The organism is Sporosarcina sp. AD_1 (assembly GCF_057373025.1).
Map to the genome: position 1 here is coordinate 30,583 of NZ_JBPVIR010000003.1, position 23,522 is coordinate 54,104.

The window sequence follows — 23,522 nt, forward strand, 5'->3', positions numbered from 1 at the left end:
GAGTCTTCATAATCAAAAAGCCATTCCGCTAAATAGGCGGAATGGCTTACATTATTCAACCGGGTACACTCGGCCCCGTTCATCTTTGTATACAATATGATGCCGCTCGAGTTTTGTCGGAGAGTCAAGACCGGCGGCCGCTGCGATTCGGAATAATCCTTCACGCATCGTCAAAATATAATTGGTCACGCGGAATTTTTTCTCTTCGACAACCAACCCCTTTTGTAATTTCGGATCAGTTGTCGCGACTCCGGCAGGACAATCATTCGTATGACAGCGCTGAGCCATGATGCAGCCGACCGAAATCATGAATCCGCGCGCCACCTGTACTAGATCCGCACCCATTGCCAGCGCGATCGCTGCTTTGTCAGGCGTCGTGATTTTGCCGGAGGCGATCACTTTTACCCGATCCCGCACTTCATATTTCCGGAGGGCATCATCCAGCAAGATGAGTGAAGAACGAAGCGGCAAGCCGACACTGTCTGCGAGATCCTGATAAGTGGCTCCTGAACCGCCTTCCGCCCCGTCCAAAGAAATAAAATCAGGTCCTTTCCCCGTTTCCTGGATGAAAGAGGCGAGTTCTTCCGCATCCTGTTTGCCTCCGATTACAATTTTGATGCCAACCGGCTTGCCTGTATGGTCTCGGACTTTTTCAATGAAATCAAACAGCGTCGGGTAATCCGAAAATTGCTTGAAACGGTTTGGACTATTAATTGTAGTATACGGAGTGACATTCCGGATCTTCGCGATTTCTTCTGTCACCTTCTCCCCTTCCACATGGCCGCCGCGCATCTTGGCACCTTGCGCCATTTTGATTTCAAATGCCTTCACTTGCGGGAGTTTTGCCTTTTCCGTCAGCCGTTCCCAACTAAATTCTCCATCTTCTGTCCGAAAGCCGAATAAACCGGAACCAATTTGGGCAATAATATGAGCATCCCCCGCAAGATGATACGGTGAGAGCCCCCCCTCTCCCGTATTCATCCATGCTTCTTTCGCCATCCCAATCCCTTTTGACAGGGCGGTGATGGCATTTTGCCCGAGAGCGCCATAACTCATTGCCGACTGGCCGAGCAGACTGCGGACATGAAAAGGATGCCGGCAATCCGGCCCGATGACAATCGCATCCTCTTCCGGCAGTAACCATGGCAAAGCAGGCACCTCTTCCCGATGTTCATGTCTGGAGAGAAGCCCTTCCTCGTCGATATGGTATCGCATCGTTGTTACTAAATCCTCATTGTCCACCCGCATCTCTTCATTCTGCTTCGTAAACATCGCATTGCGGATATAAAAGCCCGCCCCTTCAAAATCACGCTTGGACCCAAAACCGATGATGCCGCTTAAATATTTCCCCGGCAGCACCATATGCAAGTACTCCGTACGGCTGAATGGCTTTCCTTCATTATCACCTTCAAATAAATATTGCCGTAGTTCAGGTCCCGCTTTTTCCGTCGTGTAACGGAGCCTCCCCAAAATCGGGTAATTACGCAAAATCGCATGCTGCTTCTGACGCTTGTCATAGAAAAAAATTAAAATAGCTATGGAGATTGGCACGACGACAAGCACCAATACGAGGATCGTTGTTGTCATCGAAATTCCTTCCAACCAGTTCACAAGACACACCCCTTTTCAAAACATATGGTAATGTCATATACATACCCTGATTTCACAAAAATAAATGTATTTGGAGGGATAAATATGGTCATGGAACTACTAACATCCCATGCATCTGTAAGAAAATACAAAGACGTACAGCTGTCTTCCGAAGAAGTTCGGGAATTGGTCCACGCAGGCCAGCATGCCGCAAGCTCCCATTTTGTTCAAGCCTACTCCGTCATCCATGTGACAGACACGGCTAAGCGCGAGAAACTGGCGGAGCTCTCAAAGAACAAACGGCAATTTTTATCAGCCGGCGCCATTCTCATCTTTTGTGCCGACTATGCTCGCTTAGACAAAGCGGCTGCACTTCACGGCAAGACAATTGATTACTCATTTGCCGAAAATCTGCTTGTTGGTTCTATCGATGTCGCGCTTTTTGCCCAAAACGTCGCCATTGCCGCTGAATCGAAAGGTTACGGCATCTGCTACATTGGCGGTGTTCGGAATGCACCTGAAGAAATCAGCGCGCTGCTCCGCTTGCCGAAAGGGGTTGCTCCCATGTTCGCCATGTCCATCGGCGTACCCGATGAAGCGAATGAAGTAAAACCAAGACTGCCGGTGGAAGCCATCATCCATGAAAACAGCTACGATGGTTCCAAATACGATGATCTCCTGCCAGCCTATGACAAAACGATGCACGACTATTACTTGCACCGAGGTTCCAACCAAAAGGACACTGCTTGGAGCCAGCAGATGGCAGAGTTCCTCCACGAACCGAAACGGACGTATATGAGGGAGTTTTTGGAGAAGCGCGGGTTTGAGATGAAATGAGAATAGGTTTGGCAATCCTGTTTGGAATCATGCTCCTTGTATCCGCCTGCAACAACGAATTATCTATACAAGAAGTCCAACCTGAGAAGGCCGATTCGGATTTGCTGGAATCAATTCAACCAGCCACCTCTGAAAACGTTCAAATGATTACCGATCAAAAGAGACAGCGCTATATTGTCGTTTATGCATATAGTGCGGTCACCATGTCTGTCAAAGATGAGGGGGCGACCCTCGCAATTCATATAAAGAACAGTCCCGATGATGAAGCGGGAATGCTGAAACGCTTTATTTTCAAATTAACTGCAGATCGTGACTACGACAACATCCAGCTCTACCGCAATGCAAAAGAAATTCCTTTTGATAACATTACATCTTATGAATAAGCATGCAAGGGGTTAGCAATTGCTGGCCCCTTTTGCTATTCTGTGGATACAGAATTTGACCGTAAAGGAGTCAACCTAAATGGAATTTGAACAATTGATCAACGAACTGGCGGAACGGCTGTCAAACGGCCAACTGATCCGGGCAACCGCCAGCCAGCCACGCCATAAATCGGAAGGCTTGTCTAAAGTAAAGCTCAAGCCTGTTGAAATAAGAAACGAACTGCATATCCAATTCGAATATCATTATGAACGGATCCTCAAGCATGAAAACGTAAAAATCTGCGATATCCGTACTGCAGTTCAACAGCTGATGGAGCAATTTAAGCAAATGCAAGTCGAATTTACTGAGGAGAATGTACATATTCAGCTTTCCAAAAAATTCAGGGTCTCTTGGAAATCAGAAAAAACAACGGAACGCAAGGTGGCGGATCTATCCCATAACCGAAAGAAAAATTACTTATTGGATGAATCTACTCCTTACCCATTTCTGATCCGGTTAGGCGTACAGACAGCAGAAGGCAAAGTGAAAAAGCAGAAGTATGATAAATTCCGGCAAATCAATCGCTTTATTGAATTTATTGACGATGCGCTCGAGCACTTGCCAAAGGACCGAACTGTGCGGATTCTAGATTTTGGCTCCGGGAAGTCCTACCTCACTTTCGCCCTGTATCATTATTTGCATATCGAAAAAGGGCTCGACATCCGGGTTACCGGACTCGATTTAAAAAAGGAAGTCATTGAAGAATGCAACCGTATCGCCCAGGATCTCGATTACAAACAGCTGGAGTTCCTTGTCGGGGATATCAATGACTACAACGAGGAAACGGCGGTCGACATGGTCGTCACGTTGCATGCGTGCGACGTAGCAACGGATATGGCCCTTGCCCGTGCAGTAAAATGGGGAGCCGAAGTCATTTTAAGCGTCCCGTGCTGCCAGCATGAACTCTTTTCCCAAGTGGCTGCGCCTGAACTCGACGTCATGTTGCAGCATGGATTGATGAAAGAGCGTTTTTCCGCACTTGCAACCGATTCGATCCGGGCGGAACTGCTCACCCTTGTCGGCTACGATGCCCAGTTACTTGAATTCATTGATCTGGCACATACACCAAAGAATATCCTGATCCGTGCCTATCGAACCCACAAGACACCGGCAAGCGCAGACGTTGGCAGATATGAAGCTTTCCGCGACATGCTTCACGCCAAACCGTTTCTTGAAAAGGAGTTAAGGAATTATGGTTTCCTCTCTTGAGGTGCTGGATGATCACTTGGCCGGCAACCGAGCACTTAAGTAATCAATATCAAATAGAGTTTCCAAACATCACAGTTCGTGAAGGAGCATGCATTCCTTTTGTAGAATGTAGGCAATAGCCTAATGAAATAGGAGTGGTATTATGCCGACATACAATAAACTTGTTCGAGATCTCATTCCAAAAATCATTCAGGATGCCGGCCAAGTATGCCATACCCGGATCCTCGGCGAAGAGGAGTACATAACGGAACTGAACAAGAAAATGCACGAAGAACTGGCCGAATACGAAGCGGCCGAAAATGCCGAGGATGCCATCGAGGAAATGGCTGATCTACTTGAGCTCATTCATGCAGCTGCTTCTTACTATGAAATCTCATTTGATGAGCTGGAAAAGATCCGTGCGCAAAAAGCAGAGAAGCGTGGCGGTTTTGAAGAACGTATTTTTTTGGTGGATGTGGAGGAAGCATAACCAGAAAAATAGTTGAGTTAAGGAGTGAAGTCATTGGAGAGACGATTATTTTACGCCATGCTGGGGATGTTGCTGTTTTTTATTCTCGGTACCGTTTTAGTGGTAATCGAGCAATCTTCCATTTTTATTAAAATGCATTCGGCAGGCATCGTCATCGCCTTATTCTCTTCTTGGGTTCATTTTAAAAGAATAAAAAAGGCTGAGGCTTCCCACTCTAGTTCTACCTGACCAAAAAGACCGCCACCGATAATCGGCAGACGGTCTTTTTGCAATAATAATTAAATGATAGCTACTGAATCCTGCGTGACTTTCCTCTCTTGATAGACGGCCAAATCCTTTTCATAGGACGTCTGGTAGGAGGCCAAGCTATGCTCCTTCACCTTCAAGAAATCATGCCAATCAATAATCTCGTAGTAACGGTTCAACAGTTCTGCATTTACCCAAGCCGTCTCTTCAAAGACGATGTCCCGTTCATGCTCTTCAATCAGCATTTCCAGGAACGGCAAATCTCGATCGCGATTTTCCGCACAAACCTGTTTCTTCGCTTTAATAATTTCCACAGCGCGGTCCAACGAGGCAAGCAACGCTTCCCGGTCCATTGCATGGCCGAGTTCATGAATGGTCAATGTGCGGATATACGTTTCGAAAGGCATCGATTCAAGAAGTTCCCCGTACGCCTTTCGTATGCGTTCCATATCGATCAGGATTTCATGTTTGATGAAATCATACATCATATTGACCCCTGTCGCCTCCTGCTTCACCGCGACCTCCATTTCCACATCTCGAATCGTTTGTTCCACTACATCCTGAATCTGCCGAGCTGGTCTTCTCATTCTCTCCCCTGACTTCCTTTACATTCTTTTACGTTTCACAGTCTATTGCAGCGGGTATATAAACTAGTTAATAAAAACCAAGGAGTTCATTATATGAAAATAAAAAAAGGCTTTCAAGCAGACGGGCGCTTGGTCGCTTGCCATGCTAGTCAGCCTTCTTCTTCCGTTCGACCTTCAGGAGAAAGAGTAGGCCGTTCTCCTTCAGGGGCTCTACACCAGGAGCCCGCTTCGGCACAACGAAGATTCGGCCATCTTGTGAGCCGGCCCAGAAAGCTAGATAAATCGGTTTATCTAGGTGGAGTTGTTTTTTTCCATCATGGAGTGTATCCCCTCCATAACTGTCATACAGCCCATCCAGGATCACGGATTCCATTTCATCTGCCGGTCCCAGTGATAACGTTTGCTGTTCCTCAAAGATGTCATTCTCCACAATAAAGCTCATCTTTCGGTAGTCCTTCAGATTCCCTGCCAACGGAAGGATAATCGGATCGCTTATCTCGTTTCCTTCGTCATATTGCTCGACTGTGAATACCAGCTCTTCATTCTCCTCCAAGTTCCCGTAAAGTGAAAGCTGTACATTATTCACTTTCATGGCATTGTCCGTTTCATCGTTTACCACGCTCGCCTTAATGTACATCTTTCCATTCACAGCGCAGCCACTTAGTATCAGCGCCAAACTCATTAAGACAGATAACTGTAATTTTTTCACTGCCTCACTCCCGGTTCATATTGGACCACTTTTGGCGTTCCACCTTCACGAGATAACATTGCTTGTTTTTTACTAATGAAGCATACCCTTCTTCATTCGGAGAGGAAAAATGAAATGTCCCATCGTCTGATCCGATCCAGTACGCGATATAGACAGGTTCTTCAAGCGGAATATCTATTTTGCCTTTTAGCATCGTTCCGATAGCACCAAATTCGGCAGTCCCATCGATTGTTATAGAGGTAGTTTCATTCGGTTTCTGAAAGGAAAACGTCAAACTGTCTTGCTGGAGGTCACTTGTTACGCCGAACACCATATCCTCTTTCGCTGTCAAATCCCCAAATGTCAACAATGAGTCCCCTAGGCTTTGCCCATCTCTGTAATGTTCTATCGTGAAAACATACGTTTCGCCTTCCGGTAATGTTCCTTCTATTCGAAAGGGAACGACGTCAGTGGCTTCCATTGTTTCGTCTGCCTGCACGGTTCCCAGTTGAATTGTGGAGTAACCTGATCCATGACATGCTCCAACCGTGGGCAGTGTAAGCACCAATAAACAAAGGAACAGGATCCGCTTCACTCTGCCAAACTCCTTGCCTCGGCGGCGGCCCGTGCATCTCCACCCTTTTCAAACGCTTCAGCGCTCCGAATGAAATGACTGCGCGATTGCTCCAATTCCCCTGTTTCGCTATATGTTTGGCCAAGCCCTCGATGAGCACACCCGATACAAATGCCACAACCGGCAAGTTCGCCTTCCCGCAAGGCTTCCTCAAGATAGCGGAACGCTTCCTGAATCCGTTTTTCAATCAATGCTATGAGACCCAGCTCATAAGCGACAGCGGAAAAGCCAACGTGATCTTCTGGCATTTTTGCTTTGCGATGTGCAAGCTCTTGGATAAACGCCTCTGTCGCAAGATCATATGCACCGCGCATTCGATGGACCATGCCAATTTGATGAAGTGCAATCGCTTCATCTGAAATATTGCCCTCTTCCACTGCCCAGCTATGCAATTTCTCGTAGCATGCCAGTGCCTCATGCCACTCTTCCTTCATCGCAAGGGCAAAGCCAAGTCCATGCAACGCACTCTGTTCGTCCTCTCTGTTTTCCGCCTGTTCTAGGCATTGCCGGTAGATCGATTCACTTTGCTCTAGCTCGCCCTCGTCAAAAAGTCGAAACGCTTCCCCCAGCGCTTGTTTGACGTCCATTTCCCCTCCCCCTTTCTATCGTTATGCTTCCAGCTGCACTTCCAGAAATACATAGCTGTCCCGTTCATGCTGCTGTTTAAACATGATCGGCACCCGCTTGCTAAAGATCGGCCCATCGACGACCACTGTATGAAATTCACCTGACTCCCCGCAAGCATCAATTCCGAGCGCTTCAAGTTCATCCATTAGTTCAATTGTGAATTCCCGGCCGATGAACTCTGCAGGCATCATTTTAGTATTCACTACCACAATATATGCTTCAAATCCGGCTTGAACGAATTCCTCCAGCAACGCCCTGCGCGGCTCCATCCATAATGGATGCACAGCCTCCATGCCGACTTTGGCGCACGTCTGCTGCACCCACTTCAAATGGTCTTCCAAATCAATGTCACCGAAGACTCCAGTCGTAACGCCATGGTCGACACATTCTTTCATCGCATCAAGAAATTGTGCTTCGTATCCTTTCCAGTCAGAGCCCCGTGTCATGAACGGAACCCCAATGCTTTCCGCTTGCGCTTGCACTACCGCAAAAGGCAACGCATGTGATTTGGAACGCTCCTCATCCGTCTCAAACATCGTCCATATCCGTTTCGGTTCGCCCCCTGCCTCAACTGCACGGTAAAAAGCGAGTGCCGAATCCTTTCCGCCGCTCCACGAGGCGACAAATTGCCGATTTTCCAACTTCAAATCCTTCATTTTTTTCTCATCTCCTGTTTCATAAGTTCATTTGCTCTTTCTCTAGCATCAGATGGAATGGCAATGGTGTTTACTTCGACATATCCCATTCCTGCATTTGCATGCTTAACGCCTATAATAAAGTCAGTTACACATGGCAAGAAATAAAGAGAATCTCACGTTTTCACTTTTCCTCCGAGCTAATTGTAAGAAAATTATACCATGAGCCTTACGTTAATAATTCACTAATTATGATTTAATAGCTCCAAACTATTTCCCTTCCCACTCCGTCCAATTTAATGAGACGCAAGCGCGCTGGCGTTATTTCTATAGAAGGTGATTTGATTTGTCATGACAAAAGATGAAAAATTCAAATTGGTAGAGGATTTTATTGTGGAACACCAGCAAGCCCACTACCGACTTGCTTATAGCTATGTAAAAAACAAGGACAATGCACTGGATATCGTGCAGGAGTCGATCTTGAAAGCTCTCCGCTCAGTGGACCGGCTGGAGGAAGTGAAATACCTGAAGACCTGGTTTTATCGGATCGTCGTGAATACAGCCATTGATTTTCTGCGTAAAAACGGGCGGATTTCTGTCATGGATGATGAAATTCTAGGTACGCATCTTCCTGCCTCTACAGATGGCAAGGCCGACCTCGACTTGCGGGATGCAATTGATGAGTTGCCTGCCGTGCATAAAACCATCATCATCTTACGCTTTTTTGAGGACCTGAAAATCGATGAAATTGCCGCTATCACGGGAGACAATGTAAACACGGTGAAAACCCGGTTATATGCGGCTTTGCGGAAGTTACGAGTGGAAATGGGAGAGGAGTACAACGTATGAGTAAATTTGACGAATTAAAAAAGGAATACGAATCTGTGGACATTCCAGAGGAGCTGGCGGGTGTAGTAAAGCGATCGATCCGTGAAGCGAAACAGAAAAAAGCGAAACGGCCAGTCATGAGGAACTGGTTGATTGGCACAGCTGCGGCGGCTGCCCTTTTCGTCGGAAGCATCAATGTCAGCCCTGATTTGGCTAAGGCCATGGCGAAAGTGCCGGTTCTCGGTTCACTTGTTGAAGTGTTAACCGTCCAGCAGATTTCATTTAAAGAAAAAACATATGATGCAGACGTATCCACCCCGGGCATCACAGGACTTGGCGATAAGGATTTGGAAGCTGCTTTGAATGAAAAATATTTGAAAGAAAACAAAGCATTATACGAGCAGTTCCAAAAAGACATCGCCGAACTGGAGAAAGCAGGAGGCGGCCATATGGGAATGGACGTCGGCTATGAAGTCAAAACGGACAATGACCGCATTCTTTCCATCGCTCGCTATGAAGTCAATACCGTCGGATCTTCCTCCACTGTCATGAAATATGACACAGTGGATAAGGTGGACAATATCTTGATCACCTTGCCAAGCCTCTTCAAAAACGATCAATATATCGAAGCAATTAACAACTACATTGCAGGAGAGATGAAACGGCAGATGGAAGCAGACGACAACATCTCCTATTTCACAGCAGAAGATGAATACGCTGACGGCTTCACGACAATCAAACCCGATCAATCCTTCTATATTAGCGACGAAGGCAAACTCATTATCTCCTTCGATAAATACGAAGTGGCCCCCGGCTATATGGGAATCGTAACATTTGAAATTCCAACCAACGTGATTCAAGACTACTTGGTGAGTGATGTTTATATTCATTGATAAGCATCCCCGTGCATTGTGCATGGGGATTTTTTATGTGGAAGTGTAGTGAATCTGTTGTTCATTAGAGTTAAGGCAGGAAATAGCTTCGCCGTGTGAACTCGCTCTATCACCGGCTGAATCGTTCTTATCACCGGGTAATTTGAATGGATCACCGCTTCGCTACAATTCACTGGAACCGAACAGGCTTACAAAACGTCTCTTTACTACTGATTGACAAAGGGGGGATTGAATTGAAATACGCTGCTCCTATCGCTCTTTTATTGGCGGTCATCGGCGGTCTCTTCAGCCACTTTTTCCAAGACATTTATTATTGGACGGGTCGCTCCATGTTTTGGTTTTTCACCGGGGCTGTGTTCTCGTATCTATTTGCCATCTCAGCTATTGTGCTTGCCATCAAATCGGATATTCGCAACAACTCCGCTAACCTCCTGTTCAATGTGGTGACTATCCCGATAGCAGGCTTCACGGTAATGTGGTCCACTCTCGTAATCGGATTTTGGCTTTCCTAATATACAAATTCCCATAAAAAAATCCCAATGCCTCATTCGCATTGGGATTAGTCGTTCCGTCCGCCGACTGGCTCGAAAGGACGGTTCTCCATTTTCAATTCGTCAATTGTTTTCCGAAGACGCTTCAAATGGCATTTCTCGTAAAGTCCAATGAACGGAAACCATTGGATGAGCGGGAGATGCCCGTAGTTCGGATGGGCAAATGATTTGTCCCGCAATGCATCTTTGCAGCTGGCATCATATACGTCTAGCAGATAGATTCTAGAATTATGAAGCTCTTCCTTCAAATCTGCAATTGTTTTATAGTGGTCCGTCGGATGTGTCTGCTCCGGCAGGTTCACGTTTACGACCCGATCGCTCGCCAAAAGGATGAGCTTTTTAGAAGCCCGGAGGCTATCCGGGTTTTTCATTTCCTTCATTATCTTTGTTGCTATATAAGTTTCCATCAACGTCAGATGCTCCAGGATCTGTTTAGGGGACCAGCCGCCGCCAGATGGTTTGCCGTTAAATTCCTCATCAGTTAATCCTTCGAGTGCCTGATAGATTTTTCTCCGGATTTTGTTATTGCCTTCGAAAACCATTTCATCTCTCCCTCATTTGCTAATGAAATAGAGTGTCCTCCGGTACAACTATGCACCGGTTGTCCAAATTCATTCCCACATCATAAACCCTTTTGCAGGAAATTTAAAGTCCTACGCACAAATTCAGAAAAGTGAATGTAACTTTGTCAATCAAAGCGACTTAGCGCCTTCTTGGCTTACTCCAAAATGAATCAAACCGACCCTATTTGACGATATTTAAAGTGAACTCCAAATCTGCTTCCAAATGCTTCTCCATTAACCGCCCGGCTTCTTCAATTTCCCGATCACGGATGGCCTCGCAAATTTGTTCATGCTCCTCGAGCAAAAACGGGCGTTTATGGAAGACAACAGCCCTACTGAATAAATAGATGATGGATTGCATCTTATCAACGGTTTCAATCATGATCGGGTTCCGGCTTTCCTTGACAATTAAGTCATGGAATCGTTTATTCGCCTTCACAATCTCATCATGTGTCCCGGTTTTTGCTTGTTCAATGGAGGCTTTTAATTTCTCGATGTCCTCTTCAAGCATGTACGTCGCAGCCATCTTGGCGGCATGGCTTTCAATAAGCATCCTCATTTGGAAAATGTGGCGCATGTCCTGTTCTGTCGGTTTGATCACTTTTTTTCGTTTGATCAATCCTTCCTGCTCCAGGCGGCGGATGGCTTCACGAATCGGAGTTCGGCTCACTCCGATCTCCTCGGCTAATCGTTCCTCCACCAGCTTCATGCCGCCGGGGTATGAACCCGTGACAATTTGCTCCCGAATCGTTTCGTACGCCAGCAACTGTGCGGTTCCCGCATGCTGTTCCATGTCGCACCCCCTGTTCTTATCCATAGTATACAGGATGATGGACAAGAATAGGATATTGTATGCAAGTATAATCACATTGTATACAAGTCAGAATTATTGTTGTATACTCAAATTGCAATTCGATAGATACGAAGGAGGCTTTCCCATGAAAGTTGGTTTTGTTGGTCTAGGAATCATGGGCCGTCCGATGGTCCTCAATTTGCTTAAGGCCGGTTTTGAAGTTCGCGCATTCGACGTGAATGAAGAAGCACGAAAGGCCGTTGTTATAGAGGGTGCACAAGAGGCAAAAACGCCAAGAGAGGCAGCAAATGGAAGCGATTTCATTATTACGATGCTGCCGAATGCAAAAATTGTGGAACACGTATTATTTGGCCCTGAAGGGGTCGCGGAAGGTTTGCAGGCGGGTTCCATTGTCATTGATATGAGCTCGGTATCCCCTGTCGACTCAGTTGCCTGCGCAGAGAAATTGAAGGCATATGGCGCTTCTTTCCTCGATGCACCTGTAAGCGGAGGCCAGCCGAAAGCAGAGGACGGCACTCTGTCCATTATGGTGGGCGGTGACGAAGCAGCTCTTGAGAAAAGTCGTCCTGTGCTGGAAGCAATGGGAACCGATGTAACACATGTCGGCGGAAGCGGAAGCGGCTCCACGACAAAGCTCGCGAATCAAATCCTAGTGAACGTCACGATGGCTGCCATGTCCGAAGCGGTCGTGCTCGCTGCGAAAGCTGGCGTTGATATTGAAAAAATGTACCAAGCGATCCGCGGCGGACTTGCTGGCAGTGCAGTACTCGATGCCAAGATTCCGCTGATCCTGGAACGCAATTTTGCACCGGGCGGACGGATTGATATTAATATGAAAGATTTAACGAATGTCGTAAACGCAGGCCGTGACATTGGCGTACCGATGCCGCTCACATCAAATGTCCTTGAAATGTTCCATGCACTTAAAGTGGATGGCAAAGCGACAGATGACCATTCGGGCGTCATCCAGTATTATGAGAAGCTGGCGAACTTCGAAGTGCCGAAAGGCGGGAAGTGACGTGACGAATATAGCGGAACAAGTCCAGCAGCTCCCGCACTATGGCGAAGAACTTGAAAAGTTATGGAAGCAGGAACGTCCTTCATTTACTCACAAAATCATTGTGCTCGATGATGATCCAACGGGTGTCCAGACCGTGCATGGCATTCCGGTCTATACAGACTGGTCACTGGAGACGATCCGTGCCGTATTCCGAGAAGAACGCCAAATGGTGTTTCTGCTAACTAACTCGAGATCCTTTTCGGCTGTTGAGACAAGAAAAGTGCATACGGATATAGCTGAACGGATTGCGAAGGTTTCTACAGAAATGGAGCTCCCCTTCCTGTTGATCAGCCGCGGGGATTCCACGTTGCGCGGCCACTACCCGCTCGAAACGGAAGTATTGCGCGGAACGTTGGAAAGCAATATGGGACAAGCGATCGACGGAGAGATTATTTTGCCATTCTTTAAAGAAGGCGGCCGGGAGACAATCGGTGATATCCATTACGTTAAGCAACGCGGCGACTATGTGCCTGCCGGAGAGACTGAATTCGCGAAAGACCGGATGTTCGGCTTCCAAAGCAGCGATTTGAAACAATGGGTTGCCGAAAAAACCGAAGGCGCTTATCCGGCTGATAACGTTGTATCCATTTCCTTGGAGGAATTGCGCTCGCTCTCGATTGATTCAATTGTTGATAAATTACTCAGTCTGAATGGCTTTCAAAAAGTAGTCGTCAACGCCGTCTCTGAAGACGATGTCAAAGCCTTTTCTATTGCCCTCTTGCAGGCGATTGCCAAAGGAAAACGGTTTTTATTCCGTACGGCTGCTTCCTTTACGAAAGTCATTGGCGACGTTTCAAGCAAACCGTATTTAACCAAGAGCGAACTGGTCAAAGAAGCCTCCAGCAACGGCGGATTGATCATCGTCGGCTCCCATGTGCAGAAGACGACCGATCAGCTGAATGAGCTTCGTCAAGTATCGGGCATTCATTTCATCGAATTTGATTGCCATCTCGTCCAAAACGGCAATGAGTTTACAGACGAACAAGTGCGCATTCAGCAACTCATCAATCAGAAAATCCGTGAAGGTCAGACGGTTTGTGTTTACACATCCCGGCAGCGGCTCGATTTGGGAGAAGGCCGGAAAGAGGAAGAGCTGGCTTTGTCCGTTTCCATTTCTGATGCGATGACGCAGTTTGTCCACAATTGTAATCCGAGCCCATCCTATGTAATTGCCAAAGGCGGCATCACGTCAAGTGATGTCGGGACAAAAGGGTTAGGTGTGAAGAAAGCGGAAGTGATGGGGCAGGTCGCTCCTGGTGTTCCTGTTTGGCAGACAGGTCCGGAGAGCCGTTTCCCCGGCATCCCTTATATTATCTTCCCGGGTAACGTCGGAGAAGTTGATACATTAAAGAAAGTTGTTCAAGAATTGGAGTCTTAAAGAGAAAAGGGGTTATGAAATGGTTGAAGGCAATATGCTCATTGTGATTTTCCTCCTGGCGTTGGCCGCATTGTTTTTCTTGATTCTCAAATTAAAAGTGGAGCCGTTCATTTCACTGATCAGCGTGGCTCTCGTAGCTGCCCTGGCACTCGGCTTCCCGCTTGCGGATATTCCGAAAACTGTTGCAACAGGCTTCGGGAATACATTAACTGGCGTCGGAATCCTCATCGGTCTCGGCGTCGTCTTCGGACAATTTTTAGGTGTTTCGGGTGCAATTGAGAAGATTGCCCAAGCCGTGTTGCGTGTGTTCGGCATCAAACGGTCGGCGGCAGGACTTTCCTTGACAGGGGTCGCCGTTTCGATTCCCGTTTTCTTTGACGCTGCATTTGTCATTTTGAGCGGATTAGTCAGAAGCTTGTCCAGAAGAACTGGCATCTCGATTGTCACTTTCGTTACGGCACTCGGGATCGGTTTGATCGTCTCCCACAGTATGATTGCACCGACGCCAGGACCGCTCGTCGTCGCGGAAAACACGGGGGCAGATCTCGGCCTCTTCATTCTGTATGGAATCATTTGTGCAATTCCTGCCGCTATGGTGGGCGGGTATTTGTACGGCACATTCATCGGCAAGCGAATCAAAACGGACGCAGATGTTCCGGAAGAAGAAATGATTGCCGATCCGGTCGCTGCACCGCGGAAAGAAATTTCCACTGGCTTGTCGTTTTTCATGCTCGGCTTGCCGATCATTTTGATCCTATTAAACACCGTGACCCAATTATGGCTGGAGGAAGGGACATTATCCCATATACTCGGGTTCATCGGTGATAAAAACGTTGCCTTGCTCATTAGTGTAATTGTCGCGCTTATTGTATTGCGCCCTTATATTTCCGTTCCATACAAGGATCTCTATGACGAAGCCATCAACTCCGCCGGGATGATTATTCTCGTTACCGGCGCAGGGGGAGCATTCGGCGCCGTCATAAACCAAAGCGGCATCGGTGATTACTTGATTGGCACGATGCAAGGATGGAGCATTCCAGTACTTGTTCTGGCATTCATTTTTTCTCAGATTCTACGGGCTTCCCTCGGTTCCGCAACAGTCGCGCTCGTTACGACTTCCTCGATTTTGGGACCGATGGCCGTCGAACTTGGCGCCTCCCCGATTTTACTCGGGCTTGCTATCTGTGCAGGGGCAATCGGATTGTCCTTGCCGAACGACTCGGGCTTCTGGGTTGTTAATAAATTCGGGCGTCTCACGATTCCCCAAACGATTCAAGCCTGGTCTGTCGGCGGCTTCATCGCCGGCCTGACTGCGCTTGCCATGGTCTACCTACTCAGTTTGCTAAGCGGCATCTTGCCAGGCATCTGATGTTGCAAAAAGCCGGTAAGAGAAGGCATTCCCTTCCCTTACCGGCTTTTTTTATTTCACTGCACCCGCTTGAAAAGCAATTGTCTGCCTTAGCCCTTCTTTGTAAGATGTTCTCGGCAGAGGTCCGATTTCCCTCTCATATTTGCCGCCATCGAGTTGGAATGGTTTCTCATATAGATAGGACAGTTCGAGGAATTCCCGCATGAATGGATTGAAAAGACCAGCTAACCGGATCATCGGCTTTGTAACTGAACTGACTTTTTTATCATAGCCAGTCAGACTACGGATCATATCGACGATTTCATTTCCCGTCACCAGACGCTCGCCGGGAATATTCCAGTTCTGGCCGTATGTCTTCTCGTTCATCGCCAGTTCTACAAGCGCCTTCGCGCCGTCCGGGGTATAAATGAATTCTCGCGGGATTTCCAAACTGCCGACATACCCAGCTTTTTTATTTAATAGAACACTTTTCAATGTATGATGGAGAATCGTACTCTCCGCTCCGGGTCCGTAGAAGTCTGGAAAATGAGCAACGATATAAGGAATTTCGGATGCTTTTAGCTCCTGCTCCAACGCCAAGCGCAGCCTCCCCTTTTTTGTGTGCGGGTTTTTCTCGGTCTCCTCTGAAACACTTTTGCCATCTTGCCTGCCGTATGCATAGACATTGTCCACTACGACAAGCTTACGACCTGTCGCCGCATTCATCACATTCTTCATAATGCGCGGAAGTTTTTCATTCCACTGCTCATAGGAAATGCTCACGGAGTGGAAAACGGCATCGACTCCTGCTGTCGACTTATACACCGCTTCCCTGTCCAGTACATCCCCAGGCTGGATTCTGACGAGTGGATTTGAAGCAAACAGTGACTGCAGCTTCTCTTCGTTTCTTGCAAATGCAACTACCTCTATACCTCTTCCAGTCAATTCATTGACAAGAGAATATCCCATTCCTCCTGAAGCTCCAAGGACAATCACTTTTTTCATTGTTATTCCTCCTTTTAATTAACCGCCGTTCAATTAAATTCAAAAAGGGACCATTACATCCCCTTCATCAAGAAAGCCACATGCGCCTCCGCTAAAACCTGCACATCGTCAAATGTTTGGGAGGTGTAGCAATAATACGATACAAATCCATGCAACGATAAAAACAGACACCACATATCTTTAATGGTCATCTGCCCATACGTCAGCAAATGCAAGGCGTCCGCAAACTTTTCATAGCTTTGATTCGGATGATCCTGCAAATAGCCTTGCACTTCTTGATCCTTCAGCATGAACATCATTTCATAATGGCTTTTATTTTGAAGGCCGAACTCGATATACTTTAATAGAATCGCACGGCATTTTTCCAGAGGCTGCGAGTCAGTTGCCATGATCTCATCAATCAGAATATCTAACTTCGAAAAATCATGTGAGACGACCGCTTGAAATAAATCCGCCTTGTTCTTGAAATGATAATAAATGGCGCCATGACTGCACTTTAATTCGGTTGCCACTTGCCTCATCGATGTTTTGTCATATCCATTTTCAATAAACAACTGCCGGGCCGTGTCCAGTATGGCCTCCCTCGACAGTTCTTCATTTGCCGTTCTTCTTGCAGACATTTGAGCTCCTCCTTGCTTGACCACTGTTCAATAAAGAGTAAAACAAACGCACGATTTTCGCAAGAAGCGCCTACTGCTCCCAAACTGATATGAAGATTCGGTTCCCTACAACCAAGACCCCATACCCCCATCCAAGTGCTCCTTTCCCAATAAATAGAAGCAACACTGCTGGGGTTAGAAAAACAACGCCCTCCAGAACTGCATGAAGGCTCGCTGGTAACTGTACTGCTGCTTGCGGAGAACCGAATAATCCCCAGATGACTGCAATGCTGAAAGGCAGCCCTATGGATAATCCGAATTTTATCATTGGCGTTGTGCCAAGTTTATATCCTGCATATCCATAGATGGCCAGCCCAAGCAGCTCTAACAGAAAGCGCAGCATGATGTTCATTGTTTGCAACCCTACTAGAATGTAAATCACCTCCCAACATTTATTTGACCACTGTTCAATTAAGTATATTCGCTTGTTTTCTCTCGTGCAACCGAAAAGGTACAATAAACAAAAAAATCGGCAAGTCTTTGTTTAGACTTGCCGAGAACACCAATCATCTTACGCTGGCATCGGTGTGTCGGTTGGTTCAGCATAACCGTCACTATATGTGCTATCAATGTATTCACGAATTTCCTTCATTGACTTGCCTTCTTGCTTCATTTGCACAGATTTCGCCGCAATTTCCAGGCAGACGAGGCAACGAGTGCCGTGATCGTCCCAGACAACAGATCCATCTTCGCGAATTTCATCAACGAAGCAATTTAGATTGCTCCCGTGACCCGCGCTTTCACCACAACCGCAATAGCAAGGCATGTAAGCTAAGACATCTTCAGCATTAGCTGCCACTTGATACACAAGCCGCATATCTTCCGGTTTGTCATCCAAGAACTTCGGCAGAACCGCTGCAGATTCCGTCACTTCCTGTAAATCGCCGTTCGGCAAATGCTTTTCATGACCCACTTCCATCTCCCCATGGGCAGAACCGTTATCTTTCGACTTGTCTCCGCATGCGGAAAGGACAAGCACAAGTATCACTATGATAGGCATGAGCTTTTTCATCAATCATGTCTACTCCTTTATATTGTAATGTCCTTCCATCATAACGGAGTTCCGGGTGCAAGAGGGTTACAACTTTGTGGACATTCCATGCATTTTCCGTGCATTTTTGTCTTGTTTGATCCAATACCGGATTCCCTTTCCCGCAAACGGCTCATCTGTAAAACGCGGAATCACATGCAAGTGCGCATGCATAATGGACTGGCCCCCGACTTCGCCCGTGTTCCAACCAACGGAATAACCTTCATGGCCATACCGCTCTTCCAAATAAGCCTTCGCTTTCAAAAGCAGCTCTTGCGTATCCCGCCATTCTTTCTCCGACAGCCCGAAAACATCTGGGACATGACGTTTCGGGACAATTAACCCGCTGCCTTCCAGGATGGTCTGCTCGGAAGCCTTCTGTATATAAGCGCACGTCTCGTTTTCAAATAGTATCTGCTGCTCGGGATCATCTGTCAGATGGCAATAGGGGCAATGTGTATTCTCCATGCTTACCGGCCGATCATTTTGGACGGATCGACATATTCATCGAACTGCTCTTCCGTCAATAAACCCGTTTTGAGCGCCGCCTCTTTCAATGTTGTGCCTTCCTTATGAGCCGTCTTCGCAATTTTAGCCGCATTTTCGTAACCGATATGCGGATTCAATGCAGTTACGAGCATGAGTGAGTTCTTCACTTTGCGATCAATTTCCTCGCGGTTTGGCTCGATGCCGACTGCACAGTTGTCATTAAAGCTATGCATACCGTCCGCGAGCAACTTCGCGGATTGCAGGAAGTTGTAAATGATGACCGGCTTGAATACGTTCAATTCAAAGTTTCCTTGGCTTGCCGCGAAGCCGATTGTCGCGTCATTCCCCATAACTTGTGCAACGACCATTGTCAGCGCTTCACTTTGTGTCGGGTTCACTTTCCCCGGCATGATGGAGCTGCCCGGTTCATTTTCAGGAATCGTAATTTCTCCAATGCCTGAACGCGGACCGCTTGCCAGCCAGCGAACGTCATTTGCGATTTTCATCAAATCTGCCGCCAGTGCTTTGAGGGCTCCATGTGTGTAGACGACTTCATCATAGCTAGTGAGGGCATGGAATTTATTCGATGCGGACGTGAATTCGATACCGACCGATTTCGAAATTTCCTCTGCCACTTTGTCTCCGAAGCCTTTCGGTGCGTTCAAACCTGTTCCGACCGCAGTTCCGCCAATAGCAAGCTCCTTCATCGATTGAACGCTATCCTTCAGCATGCGCTCGGTCTTTTCCAGCATCCGGTGCCACCCGCTGATTTCCTGTCCAAGCGTAAGAGGCGTCGCATCTTGTAAATGCGTTCGGCCGATTTTAATAACATCCATGAATGCTTCGGATTTTTTTCCGAGTGTTTCTTTTAACACGGCGATTGCCGGCAATACGTCACGTTCCACCGCGATAACACCCGCCACATGCAGAGCTGTCGGGAAGGTATCGTTGGAGCTTTGGGATTTATTTACATCATCATTCGGATGGAGGCGTTCTTCCTCTCCCCATTCTTCAAGCAGTTGGTTACCTCGGTTCGCTAACACTTCATTCATATTCATATTCGATTGCGTTCCGCTTCCGGTCTGCCAGACGACGAGCGGGAAATGGTCGTCCCATTTGCCTTCCAGCACTTCTTCCGCTGCCGCGACAATCGCCTTCATTTTCGCTTCGGACAGATTTCCGAACGAATGGCTTGCGATGGCAGCCGACTTCTTCAGATGTGCAAACGCACGAATGACTCCGAGTGGAATCCGTTCGCCGCCGATTTTGAAGTTTTGTTTACTCCGCTGGGTTTGGGCACCCCATAGCTTTTCCGCCGGAACTTTAATTTCTCCAAACGTGTCATGCTCGATACGATATTCCATACTTCCTCCGCCTTTCGAAAATAGAATGAAACTCCTCTTTCTATCATGCACCTTTTTGTCTGGGAAATAAAATGAAAAGACCCGGTCTCCCAGGTCTCCGTCGTCATTCTATGAAATTTTTTCCTGCTGCCCATTCTTCGATGAATTGTCGTTGACGCGGGTTTATATTTAAAGGCAGCTCTTCTTTTCCGAAAAACTGATGGGCATGACTTTCCTCCCCGCTCTGGTGGAGACTGCCGCTGAAATCGGATGTAATGAAGATCACCTGGACGCTATATGTTTCATCTCCATTCGGATAGGTGACAAAACAGGCATCACCTGAATAAAGGCCGAACAACTGCAAGTGATTCACGTGAAGACCCGTCTCTTCAAATGTCTCCCGCCTGGCTGTTTCCTCAAACGTTTCCCCGATTTCCATCACGCCACCCGGTATACACCAATTATCCTCATCTACGCGGTGCTGAAGCAAAATACGATGATCTTTCGTCAAAATGACGCCACAGCCTACCGTCAGCAGAGGTCGCTGGCCAATCAGCTTTCGCATCGCTTGAACATAGTCCATCCAATCTCGCCCTTCTTCTCTTCTATGACTTCCACAAAAGCGTCCACCACATCCGGGTTGAATTGTTCCCCTTTTCCTGCCACCAATTCCTCCAAAGCCCTTTCCACGGGCATGGCTTTCTTGTAGACACGATCCGTCGTCATGGCGTCAAAGGCATCTACTACAGAGACAATGGCCGCTTCCAAGGAGATTTCATCTCCTTTCAAGCCAAAAGGATACCCTTTGCCATCATACCGTTCATGGTGCTGCTCTATGATATAGGCGACTTCTCTCAGCCATTCCACCGGATGATTCCGCAGCATGTCCGCCCCTCTCTGCGAATGGGATTTCATAATGTCCCATTCCGCCGGCGTGAGTTTTCCTGGTTTATTCAATATGTCGGGCGGAATTGCCAATTTCCCGAGGTCATGGAAGTAAGCTCCCCACCTCATCAGCTTTAAGCTGGCCGCAGGCTGATCAAACTTCTTCCATACTTCAATGGCGTATTGCCTAATGCGATCACAGTGCTGATACGTATAGCCGTCGACCTGGGCCACTGCATCCATTTCACGCTGAAGCAATTGCATTTCAAAGAAATTTTTTTCATAGAAGGGCGCATCCATATGGATCACCACTTCTGCGTCCGTCAACGCGTAGAACGTAATCACTTTGGCATGTTGGGAGGCATCAACTGTCTCTCCTATTGTCATTCTCCGCCTACTGCCTTCATGCTCATAATCCATCGCACCGTTAATTAACGTATACCGCTCCACCGTGGCATGATCTGAATTATATTGCGCGCAAAACGAGCCGCCCGGCGGCAAAGCAAAAAGTGCTTCCGCGATATTTTGACGACTCTCCATCAGCGTAACCGTTCCAGAAGACAGATATAGCACAGGGAGACTGCTCTTTTCCTGCTGACAGACCTTCCTCATTTTCCCCTTCATCGGCACCCTCCGCCCGTCATAATTCGACTGTATATCCCATTTTTCTTCATTATACAGGAGGAGGGCAGGGCTGGCTATCATGTTTTTAGAATTAATAGATTATTTTATTATAACTCTTGCCTCAAGGCTTGAATGACATCGATCTTGGTCGCTTTTCTCGCAGGACGCCACCCTGAAACCATTGCAACTGTAATGCTGATAGCGGAGGCGATGAGTACGAGCTGCCATGGAATAATGGAAAATGTAACATCCAACCCACCGAGATCCTCTTCACTAAGAGCAGCCGAGACAATCATCGGCAAGACCAAATTTGCTATATAACTGATGCCATACGATAGGATGATTGCGATCACCGTCCCTAAAATGCCGATCCACGCACTCTCCATTAAGAAAAGCCGCTGAATTAATTTTGGGCTTGCGCCGATCGCTTTCATGACGCCGATTTCACGCGTTCGTTCCGTCACAGCCATCGTCATTGTGTTAAAAATACCAATCGAAGCAATCAAGATGGCGATGGTTCCGACAAACACCAGGCCTGCTTTGAACGCAAGGAAAAACACATCAATCTGTTCCAGCTGGTCAGCAATAGAGTAGACAGAATATCCCTCTTCCTTCAATGCGTTGCTCACAGTCTTTACATTCTCCAGCTTGTCAGCATACAACTTGACGTTGCCATAAAACAAATCGCCATCCTGTTCTTCGACATTGGCCTTGTAGATTTGATTGAAAGAAGGGATGATGCTTGCATCCGCATAGATATTAGCATCCTGAATCCAATCTTTCGCAGGTTCTTTTGCAATACCGACAATCGTAAACGTCGTCTCCTCAGGGAATAAATCTTTCGCCTCGTATAACCCCATCTGATACGTAAACTGTTTTCCAATTAGCTTACCATCGTACGTGACAGGCAACTCCGGATCCTCACCCGGCTCTATCAGATTCTGGGCAAAATGACTGCCGACCACAACCTCATTTGCGGATTGCGGAAGACGCCCTTCCTTAAGGGCAAAGCCTACTTTCTGCTCTTCTTTAAAATCAGTGATGATGAGCTGCTGGCTTCCCTCGAAGCCATCTAGGGATGTCGTAGATTGCAGGTTCATGGATTGCCGATATACAACTGCTTTGACATGGTCACGTTTCTTCAGTTTCTCGACTGTCGACTCGTCCATTTGATCCGAATACACTTCAATTTCATTTACGACGCGATTATCCAAAATCTCTTTTCGCATCGTATCATGAATCCCGAAGCCGACAGATGCAAGAACGATTAGAAAGGCCGTTCCCATAGTCGCAGCCAGAATGGTCATGAACACGCGCAACTTATTCTTCTTAATATGCTGCCGGACAAAATCCAGTTGATCCTTAAACTGCATGGGTCACGCCTCCTTCCTTCAATTCACCATCGTGCATGCGATAAATTCGATTGGCCGTCTCCGCCACCGTGTCGTCATGCGTAATGATAATGAACGTAATCCCGCGGGTTTTATTCAACGACTGAATCAACAGCAAAATATCCTGCTCCGTCTCCGAATCCAAACTCCCCGTCGGCTCGTCCGCGAAAATAATCGGCGGATCCGTAATAAGCGCACGCGCGATACTCACCCGCTGCTGCTGCCCACCAGACAACTCATTCGGATAATGATGCTGCACGTCCGTCAATCCAACGATCGGAAGCAGCTCCTTCACTTTCTGCTTCCGGATGGCCCGATCCACCCCGCTCAACTTAAGTGGCAACTCCACATTCTCAAACGCCGTCAACCCCGGCATCAGCTGGAAGTTCTGAAAAATAAACCCGTACGTCGAAAGCCGAAACGCCGCCCGCTCCGCCTCCGAATAAGAGGTCGTCATCGTGCCATCCACCCGAATCGTTCCCCGATCCGGCGTCAAAAACCCCGCCAATATATGCAGCAACGTCGACTTCCCCGACCCGCTCCGTCCTACAATCGAAACAATCTCGCCCTTCTGAATCGAAAAATTCAACCCTTTCAGCACCGGCACGTCCTTCTCCTTGCCCTTCTTGCCAATCTTAAACGAATGATACAACTCCCGAACCTCAATCATCCTGCAACCTCCATTTATTTCATTTGTAGGTTTAGTATAGGCGGCG

Annotated in this window: 29 protein-coding genes; 11 read left to right on the top strand and 18 right to left on the bottom strand. The window is 47.3% G+C overall.

Annotated elements, in window-relative coordinates; genetic code table 11:
• Positions 1 to 51: 51 nt before the first annotated feature.
• The gene (locus tag ACSW3C_RS06255) at positions 52 to 1,611 is read right to left on the bottom strand and encodes an FMN-binding glutamate synthase family protein (RefSeq protein ID WP_486561570.1); all 1,560 of its coding nucleotides are present in this window, start codon (positions 1,609 to 1,611) and stop codon (positions 52 to 54) included.
• Positions 1,612 to 1,695: 84 nt separating this feature from the next.
• Between ACSW3C_RS06255 and nfsA the strand changes: the two genes are divergently transcribed.
• The 5 genes from nfsA (at position 1,696) to ACSW3C_RS06280 (ending at position 4,756) form a co-directional block, all read left to right on the top strand.
• Positions 1,696 to 2,427, top strand: a complete 732-nt coding sequence (gene nfsA, locus ACSW3C_RS06260; protein WP_486561572.1) for an oxygen-insensitive NADPH nitroreductase — start codon at positions 1,696 to 1,698, stop codon at positions 2,425 to 2,427.
• Positions 2,424 to 2,810, top strand: a complete 387-nt coding sequence (locus ACSW3C_RS06265) for a hypothetical protein (RefSeq protein WP_486561573.1) — start codon at positions 2,424 to 2,426, stop codon at positions 2,808 to 2,810. Before nfsA ends, ACSW3C_RS06265 begins: the two co-directional genes overlap by 4 nt.
• A 79-nt stretch (positions 2,811 to 2,889) precedes the next feature.
• Positions 2,890 to 4,059, top strand: coding sequence for a class I SAM-dependent methyltransferase (locus ACSW3C_RS06270; RefSeq protein ID WP_486561575.1), 1,170 nt, complete (start codon positions 2,890 to 2,892; stop codon positions 4,057 to 4,059).
• Between the two features lie 142 nt (positions 4,060 to 4,201).
• Positions 4,202 to 4,528: a nucleoside triphosphate pyrophosphohydrolase gene (locus ACSW3C_RS06275; RefSeq protein WP_486561577.1), complete on the top strand. Its 327-nt coding sequence runs from the start codon at positions 4,202 to 4,204 to the stop codon at positions 4,526 to 4,528.
• Positions 4,529 to 4,561: 33 nt separating this feature from the next.
• On the top strand, positions 4,562 to 4,756 hold the full coding sequence (locus ACSW3C_RS06280; protein WP_486561578.1) for a hypothetical protein: 195 nt from the start codon (positions 4,562 to 4,564) through the stop codon (positions 4,754 to 4,756).
• A gap of 50 nt (positions 4,757 to 4,806) precedes the next feature.
• Here the strand turns inward: ACSW3C_RS06280 and ACSW3C_RS06285 are convergent, their stop codons facing one another.
• From ACSW3C_RS06285 to ACSW3C_RS06305, 5 genes are all read right to left on the bottom strand, one after another.
• Positions 4,807 to 5,361 carry an integrase gene (locus ACSW3C_RS06285; protein WP_486561579.1) on the bottom strand — a complete coding sequence of 185 codons (555 nt, stop codon included), beginning with the start codon at positions 5,359 to 5,361 and terminating at the stop codon, positions 4,807 to 4,809.
• 145 nt (positions 5,362 to 5,506) lie between these two features.
• Positions 5,507 to 6,070 carry a hypothetical protein gene (locus ACSW3C_RS06290; RefSeq protein ID WP_486561581.1) on the bottom strand — a complete coding sequence of 188 codons (564 nt, stop codon included), beginning with the start codon at positions 6,068 to 6,070 and terminating at the stop codon, positions 5,507 to 5,509.
• A 4-nt stretch (positions 6,071 to 6,074) separates the two neighbouring features.
• Positions 6,075 to 6,644 carry a hypothetical protein gene (locus ACSW3C_RS06295; RefSeq protein ID WP_486561582.1) on the bottom strand — a complete coding sequence of 190 codons (570 nt, stop codon included), beginning with the start codon at positions 6,642 to 6,644 and terminating at the stop codon, positions 6,075 to 6,077.
• Positions 6,641 to 7,270 (bottom strand): tetratricopeptide repeat protein, encoded by a 630-nt coding sequence (locus ACSW3C_RS06300; protein WP_486561584.1) that lies wholly within the window; start codon positions 7,268 to 7,270, stop codon positions 6,641 to 6,643. Before ACSW3C_RS06300 ends, ACSW3C_RS06295 begins: the two co-directional genes overlap by 4 nt.
• Positions 7,271 to 7,291: 21 nt before the next feature.
• Positions 7,292 to 7,966, bottom strand: a complete 675-nt coding sequence (locus ACSW3C_RS06305) for a Dph6-related ATP pyrophosphatase (RefSeq protein ID WP_486561585.1) — start codon at positions 7,964 to 7,966, stop codon at positions 7,292 to 7,294.
• A gap of 330 nt (positions 7,967 to 8,296) precedes the next feature.
• Here ACSW3C_RS06305 and sigV point away from each other — a divergent pair, with 330 nt between their 5' ends.
• The 3 genes from sigV to ACSW3C_RS06320 all read left to right on the top strand — a co-directional run bounded on the left by sigV (position 8,297) and on the right by ACSW3C_RS06320 (position 10,178).
• A complete protein-coding gene (sigV, locus tag ACSW3C_RS06310; RefSeq protein WP_238079276.1) occupies positions 8,297 to 8,794 on the top strand; it encodes an RNA polymerase sigma factor SigV in 498 nt (165 codons plus the stop codon).
• Complete coding sequence (gene rsiV, locus ACSW3C_RS06315; protein ID WP_486561587.1) at positions 8,791 to 9,666, top strand: anti-sigma-V factor RsiV; 876 nt, start codon at positions 8,791 to 8,793, stop codon at positions 9,664 to 9,666. Before sigV ends, rsiV begins: the two co-directional genes overlap by 4 nt.
• Before the next feature lie 233 nt (positions 9,667 to 9,899).
• Positions 9,900 to 10,178: a hypothetical protein gene (locus ACSW3C_RS06320; RefSeq protein ID WP_486561588.1), complete on the top strand. Its 279-nt coding sequence runs from the start codon at positions 9,900 to 9,902 to the stop codon at positions 10,176 to 10,178.
• A gap of 47 nt (positions 10,179 to 10,225) precedes the next feature.
• Here ACSW3C_RS06320 and ACSW3C_RS06325 read toward each other — a convergent pair whose 3' ends face one another.
• Positions 10,226 to 10,759, bottom strand: a complete 534-nt coding sequence (locus ACSW3C_RS06325; RefSeq protein ID WP_486561590.1) for a DinB family protein — start codon at positions 10,757 to 10,759, stop codon at positions 10,226 to 10,228.
• A 202-nt stretch (positions 10,760 to 10,961) separates the two neighbouring features.
• Positions 10,962 to 11,573 carry a GntR family transcriptional regulator gene (locus ACSW3C_RS06330; protein WP_486561592.1) on the bottom strand — a complete coding sequence of 204 codons (612 nt, stop codon included), beginning with the start codon at positions 11,571 to 11,573 and terminating at the stop codon, positions 10,962 to 10,964.
• 145 nt (positions 11,574 to 11,718) lie between these two features.
• On the opposite strand from ACSW3C_RS06330, the gene garR reads away from it, so the two are divergent.
• The 3 genes from garR to ACSW3C_RS06345 are packed head-to-tail and all read left to right on the top strand — an operon-like array spanning position 11,719 to position 15,401.
• On the top strand, positions 11,719 to 12,612 hold the full coding sequence (garR, locus tag ACSW3C_RS06335) for a 2-hydroxy-3-oxopropionate reductase (protein WP_486561594.1): 894 nt from the start codon (positions 11,719 to 11,721) through the stop codon (positions 12,610 to 12,612).
• A complete protein-coding gene (locus ACSW3C_RS06340; protein WP_486561596.1) occupies positions 12,569 to 14,032 on the top strand; it encodes a four-carbon acid sugar kinase family protein in 1,464 nt (487 codons plus the stop codon). The genes garR and ACSW3C_RS06340 overlap by 44 nt, the downstream gene beginning before the upstream one ends.
• A 19-nt stretch (positions 14,033 to 14,051) precedes the next feature.
• The gene (locus ACSW3C_RS06345) at positions 14,052 to 15,401 is read left to right on the top strand and encodes a GntP family permease (protein WP_486561598.1); all 1,350 of its coding nucleotides are present in this window, start codon (positions 14,052 to 14,054) and stop codon (positions 15,399 to 15,401) included.
• A 51-nt stretch (positions 15,402 to 15,452) separates the two neighbouring features.
• On the opposite strand, the gene ACSW3C_RS06350 is transcribed toward ACSW3C_RS06345, so the two are convergent.
• The 10 genes from ACSW3C_RS06350 to ACSW3C_RS06395 form a co-directional block, all read right to left on the bottom strand.
• The gene (locus ACSW3C_RS06350) at positions 15,453 to 16,385 is read right to left on the bottom strand and encodes an SDR family NAD(P)-dependent oxidoreductase (RefSeq protein ID WP_486561599.1); all 933 of its coding nucleotides are present in this window, start codon (positions 16,383 to 16,385) and stop codon (positions 15,453 to 15,455) included.
• A gap of 53 nt (positions 16,386 to 16,438) precedes the next feature.
• Positions 16,439 to 17,005: a TetR/AcrR family transcriptional regulator gene (locus tag ACSW3C_RS06355; protein WP_486561601.1), complete on the bottom strand. Its 567-nt coding sequence runs from the start codon at positions 17,003 to 17,005 to the stop codon at positions 16,439 to 16,441.
• A gap of 70 nt (positions 17,006 to 17,075) precedes the next feature.
• A complete protein-coding gene (locus tag ACSW3C_RS06360) occupies positions 17,076 to 17,396 on the bottom strand; it encodes a YrdB family protein (protein ID WP_486561603.1) in 321 nt (106 codons plus the stop codon).
• 159 nt (positions 17,397 to 17,555) lie between these two features.
• Positions 17,556 to 18,056 (bottom strand): PCYCGC motif-containing (lipo)protein, encoded by a 501-nt coding sequence (locus ACSW3C_RS06365; RefSeq protein WP_486562100.1) that lies wholly within the window; start codon positions 18,054 to 18,056, stop codon positions 17,556 to 17,558.
• A gap of 66 nt (positions 18,057 to 18,122) precedes the next feature.
• On the bottom strand, positions 18,123 to 18,542 hold the full coding sequence (locus ACSW3C_RS06370) for an HIT family protein (RefSeq protein ID WP_486561605.1): 420 nt from the start codon (positions 18,540 to 18,542) through the stop codon (positions 18,123 to 18,125).
• 2 nt (positions 18,543 to 18,544) lie between these two features.
• Positions 18,545 to 19,927: a class II fumarate hydratase gene (gene fumC, locus ACSW3C_RS06375; RefSeq protein ID WP_486561607.1), complete on the bottom strand. Its 1,383-nt coding sequence runs from the start codon at positions 19,925 to 19,927 to the stop codon at positions 18,545 to 18,547.
• Positions 19,928 to 20,030: 103 nt separating this feature from the next.
• Complete coding sequence (locus tag ACSW3C_RS06380) at positions 20,031 to 20,489, bottom strand: NUDIX hydrolase (RefSeq protein ID WP_486561608.1); 459 nt, start codon at positions 20,487 to 20,489, stop codon at positions 20,031 to 20,033.
• Positions 20,459 to 21,415 carry an HD-GYP domain-containing protein gene (locus tag ACSW3C_RS06385; RefSeq protein ID WP_486561610.1) on the bottom strand — a complete coding sequence of 319 codons (957 nt, stop codon included), beginning with the start codon at positions 21,413 to 21,415 and terminating at the stop codon, positions 20,459 to 20,461. Before ACSW3C_RS06385 ends, ACSW3C_RS06380 begins: the two co-directional genes overlap by 31 nt.
• 107 nt (positions 21,416 to 21,522) lie before the next feature.
• Complete coding sequence (locus ACSW3C_RS06390; protein ID WP_486561612.1) at positions 21,523 to 22,788, bottom strand: ABC transporter permease; 1,266 nt, start codon at positions 22,786 to 22,788, stop codon at positions 21,523 to 21,525.
• Complete coding sequence (locus ACSW3C_RS06395; protein ID WP_486561614.1) at positions 22,778 to 23,476, bottom strand: ABC transporter ATP-binding protein; 699 nt, start codon at positions 23,474 to 23,476, stop codon at positions 22,778 to 22,780. Before ACSW3C_RS06395 ends, ACSW3C_RS06390 begins: the two co-directional genes overlap by 11 nt.
• Positions 23,477 to 23,522 lie beyond the last annotated feature (46 nt).

Bases quoted from the DNA above. Each gene is read 5' to 3' on its own strand.
- nfsA (WP_486561572.1), top strand. From the start codon at position 1,696: ATGGTCATGGAACTACTAACATCCCATGCATCTGTAAGAAAATACAAA.
- ACSW3C_RS06265 (WP_486561573.1), top strand. From the start codon at position 2,424: ATGAGAATAGGTTTGGCAATCCTGTTTGGAATCATGCTCCTTGTATCC.
- ACSW3C_RS06270 (WP_486561575.1), top strand. From the start codon at position 2,890: ATGGAATTTGAACAATTGATCAACGAACTGGCGGAACGGCTGTCAAAC.
- ACSW3C_RS06275 (WP_486561577.1), top strand. From the start codon at position 4,202: ATGCCGACATACAATAAACTTGTTCGAGATCTCATTCCAAAAATCATT.
- ACSW3C_RS06285 (WP_486561579.1), bottom strand. From the start codon at position 5,361: ATGAGAAGACCAGCTCGGCAGATTCAGGATGTAGTGGAACAAACGATT.
- ACSW3C_RS06300 (WP_486561584.1), bottom strand. From the start codon at position 7,270: ATGGACGTCAAACAAGCGCTGGGGGAAGCGTTTCGACTTTTTGACGAG.
- ACSW3C_RS06305 (WP_486561585.1), bottom strand. From the start codon at position 7,966: ATGAAGGATTTGAAGTTGGAAAATCGGCAATTTGTCGCCTCGTGGAGC.
- sigV (WP_238079276.1), top strand. From the start codon at position 8,297: ATGACAAAAGATGAAAAATTCAAATTGGTAGAGGATTTTATTGTGGAA.
- rsiV (WP_486561587.1), top strand. From the start codon at position 8,791: ATGAGTAAATTTGACGAATTAAAAAAGGAATACGAATCTGTGGACATT.
- ACSW3C_RS06325 (WP_486561590.1), bottom strand. From the start codon at position 10,759: ATGGTTTTCGAAGGCAATAACAAAATCCGGAGAAAAATCTATCAGGCA.
- ACSW3C_RS06330 (WP_486561592.1), bottom strand. From the start codon at position 11,573: ATGGAACAGCATGCGGGAACCGCACAGTTGCTGGCGTACGAAACGATT.
- garR (WP_486561594.1), top strand. From the start codon at position 11,719: ATGAAAGTTGGTTTTGTTGGTCTAGGAATCATGGGCCGTCCGATGGTC.
- ACSW3C_RS06340 (WP_486561596.1), top strand. From the start codon at position 12,569: ATGAGAAGCTGGCGAACTTCGAAGTGCCGAAAGGCGGGAAGTGACGTG.
- ACSW3C_RS06345 (WP_486561598.1), top strand. From the start codon at position 14,052: ATGGTTGAAGGCAATATGCTCATTGTGATTTTCCTCCTGGCGTTGGCC.
- ACSW3C_RS06350 (WP_486561599.1), bottom strand. From the start codon at position 16,385: ATGAAAAAAGTGATTGTCCTTGGAGCTTCAGGAGGAATGGGATATTCT.
- ACSW3C_RS06355 (WP_486561601.1), bottom strand. From the start codon at position 17,005: ATGTCTGCAAGAAGAACGGCAAATGAAGAACTGTCGAGGGAGGCCATA.
- ACSW3C_RS06360 (WP_486561603.1), bottom strand. From the start codon at position 17,396: ATGAACATCATGCTGCGCTTTCTGTTAGAGCTGCTTGGGCTGGCCATC.
- ACSW3C_RS06365 (WP_486562100.1), bottom strand. From the start codon at position 18,056: ATGAAAAAGCTCATGCCTATCATAGTGATACTTGTGCTTGTCCTTTCC.
- ACSW3C_RS06370 (WP_486561605.1), bottom strand. From the start codon at position 18,542: ATGGAGAATACACATTGCCCCTATTGCCATCTGACAGATGATCCCGAG.
- fumC (WP_486561607.1), bottom strand. From the start codon at position 19,927: ATGGAATATCGTATCGAGCATGACACGTTTGGAGAAATTAAAGTTCCG.
- ACSW3C_RS06380 (WP_486561608.1), bottom strand. From the start codon at position 20,489: ATGGACTATGTTCAAGCGATGCGAAAGCTGATTGGCCAGCGACCTCTG.
- ACSW3C_RS06385 (WP_486561610.1), bottom strand. From the start codon at position 21,415: ATGAAGGGGAAAATGAGGAAGGTCTGTCAGCAGGAAAAGAGCAGTCTC.
- ACSW3C_RS06390 (WP_486561612.1), bottom strand. From the start codon at position 22,788: ATGCAGTTTAAGGATCAACTGGATTTTGTCCGGCAGCATATTAAGAAG.
- ACSW3C_RS06395 (WP_486561614.1), bottom strand. From the start codon at position 23,476: ATGATTGAGGTTCGGGAGTTGTATCATTCGTTTAAGATTGGCAAGAAG.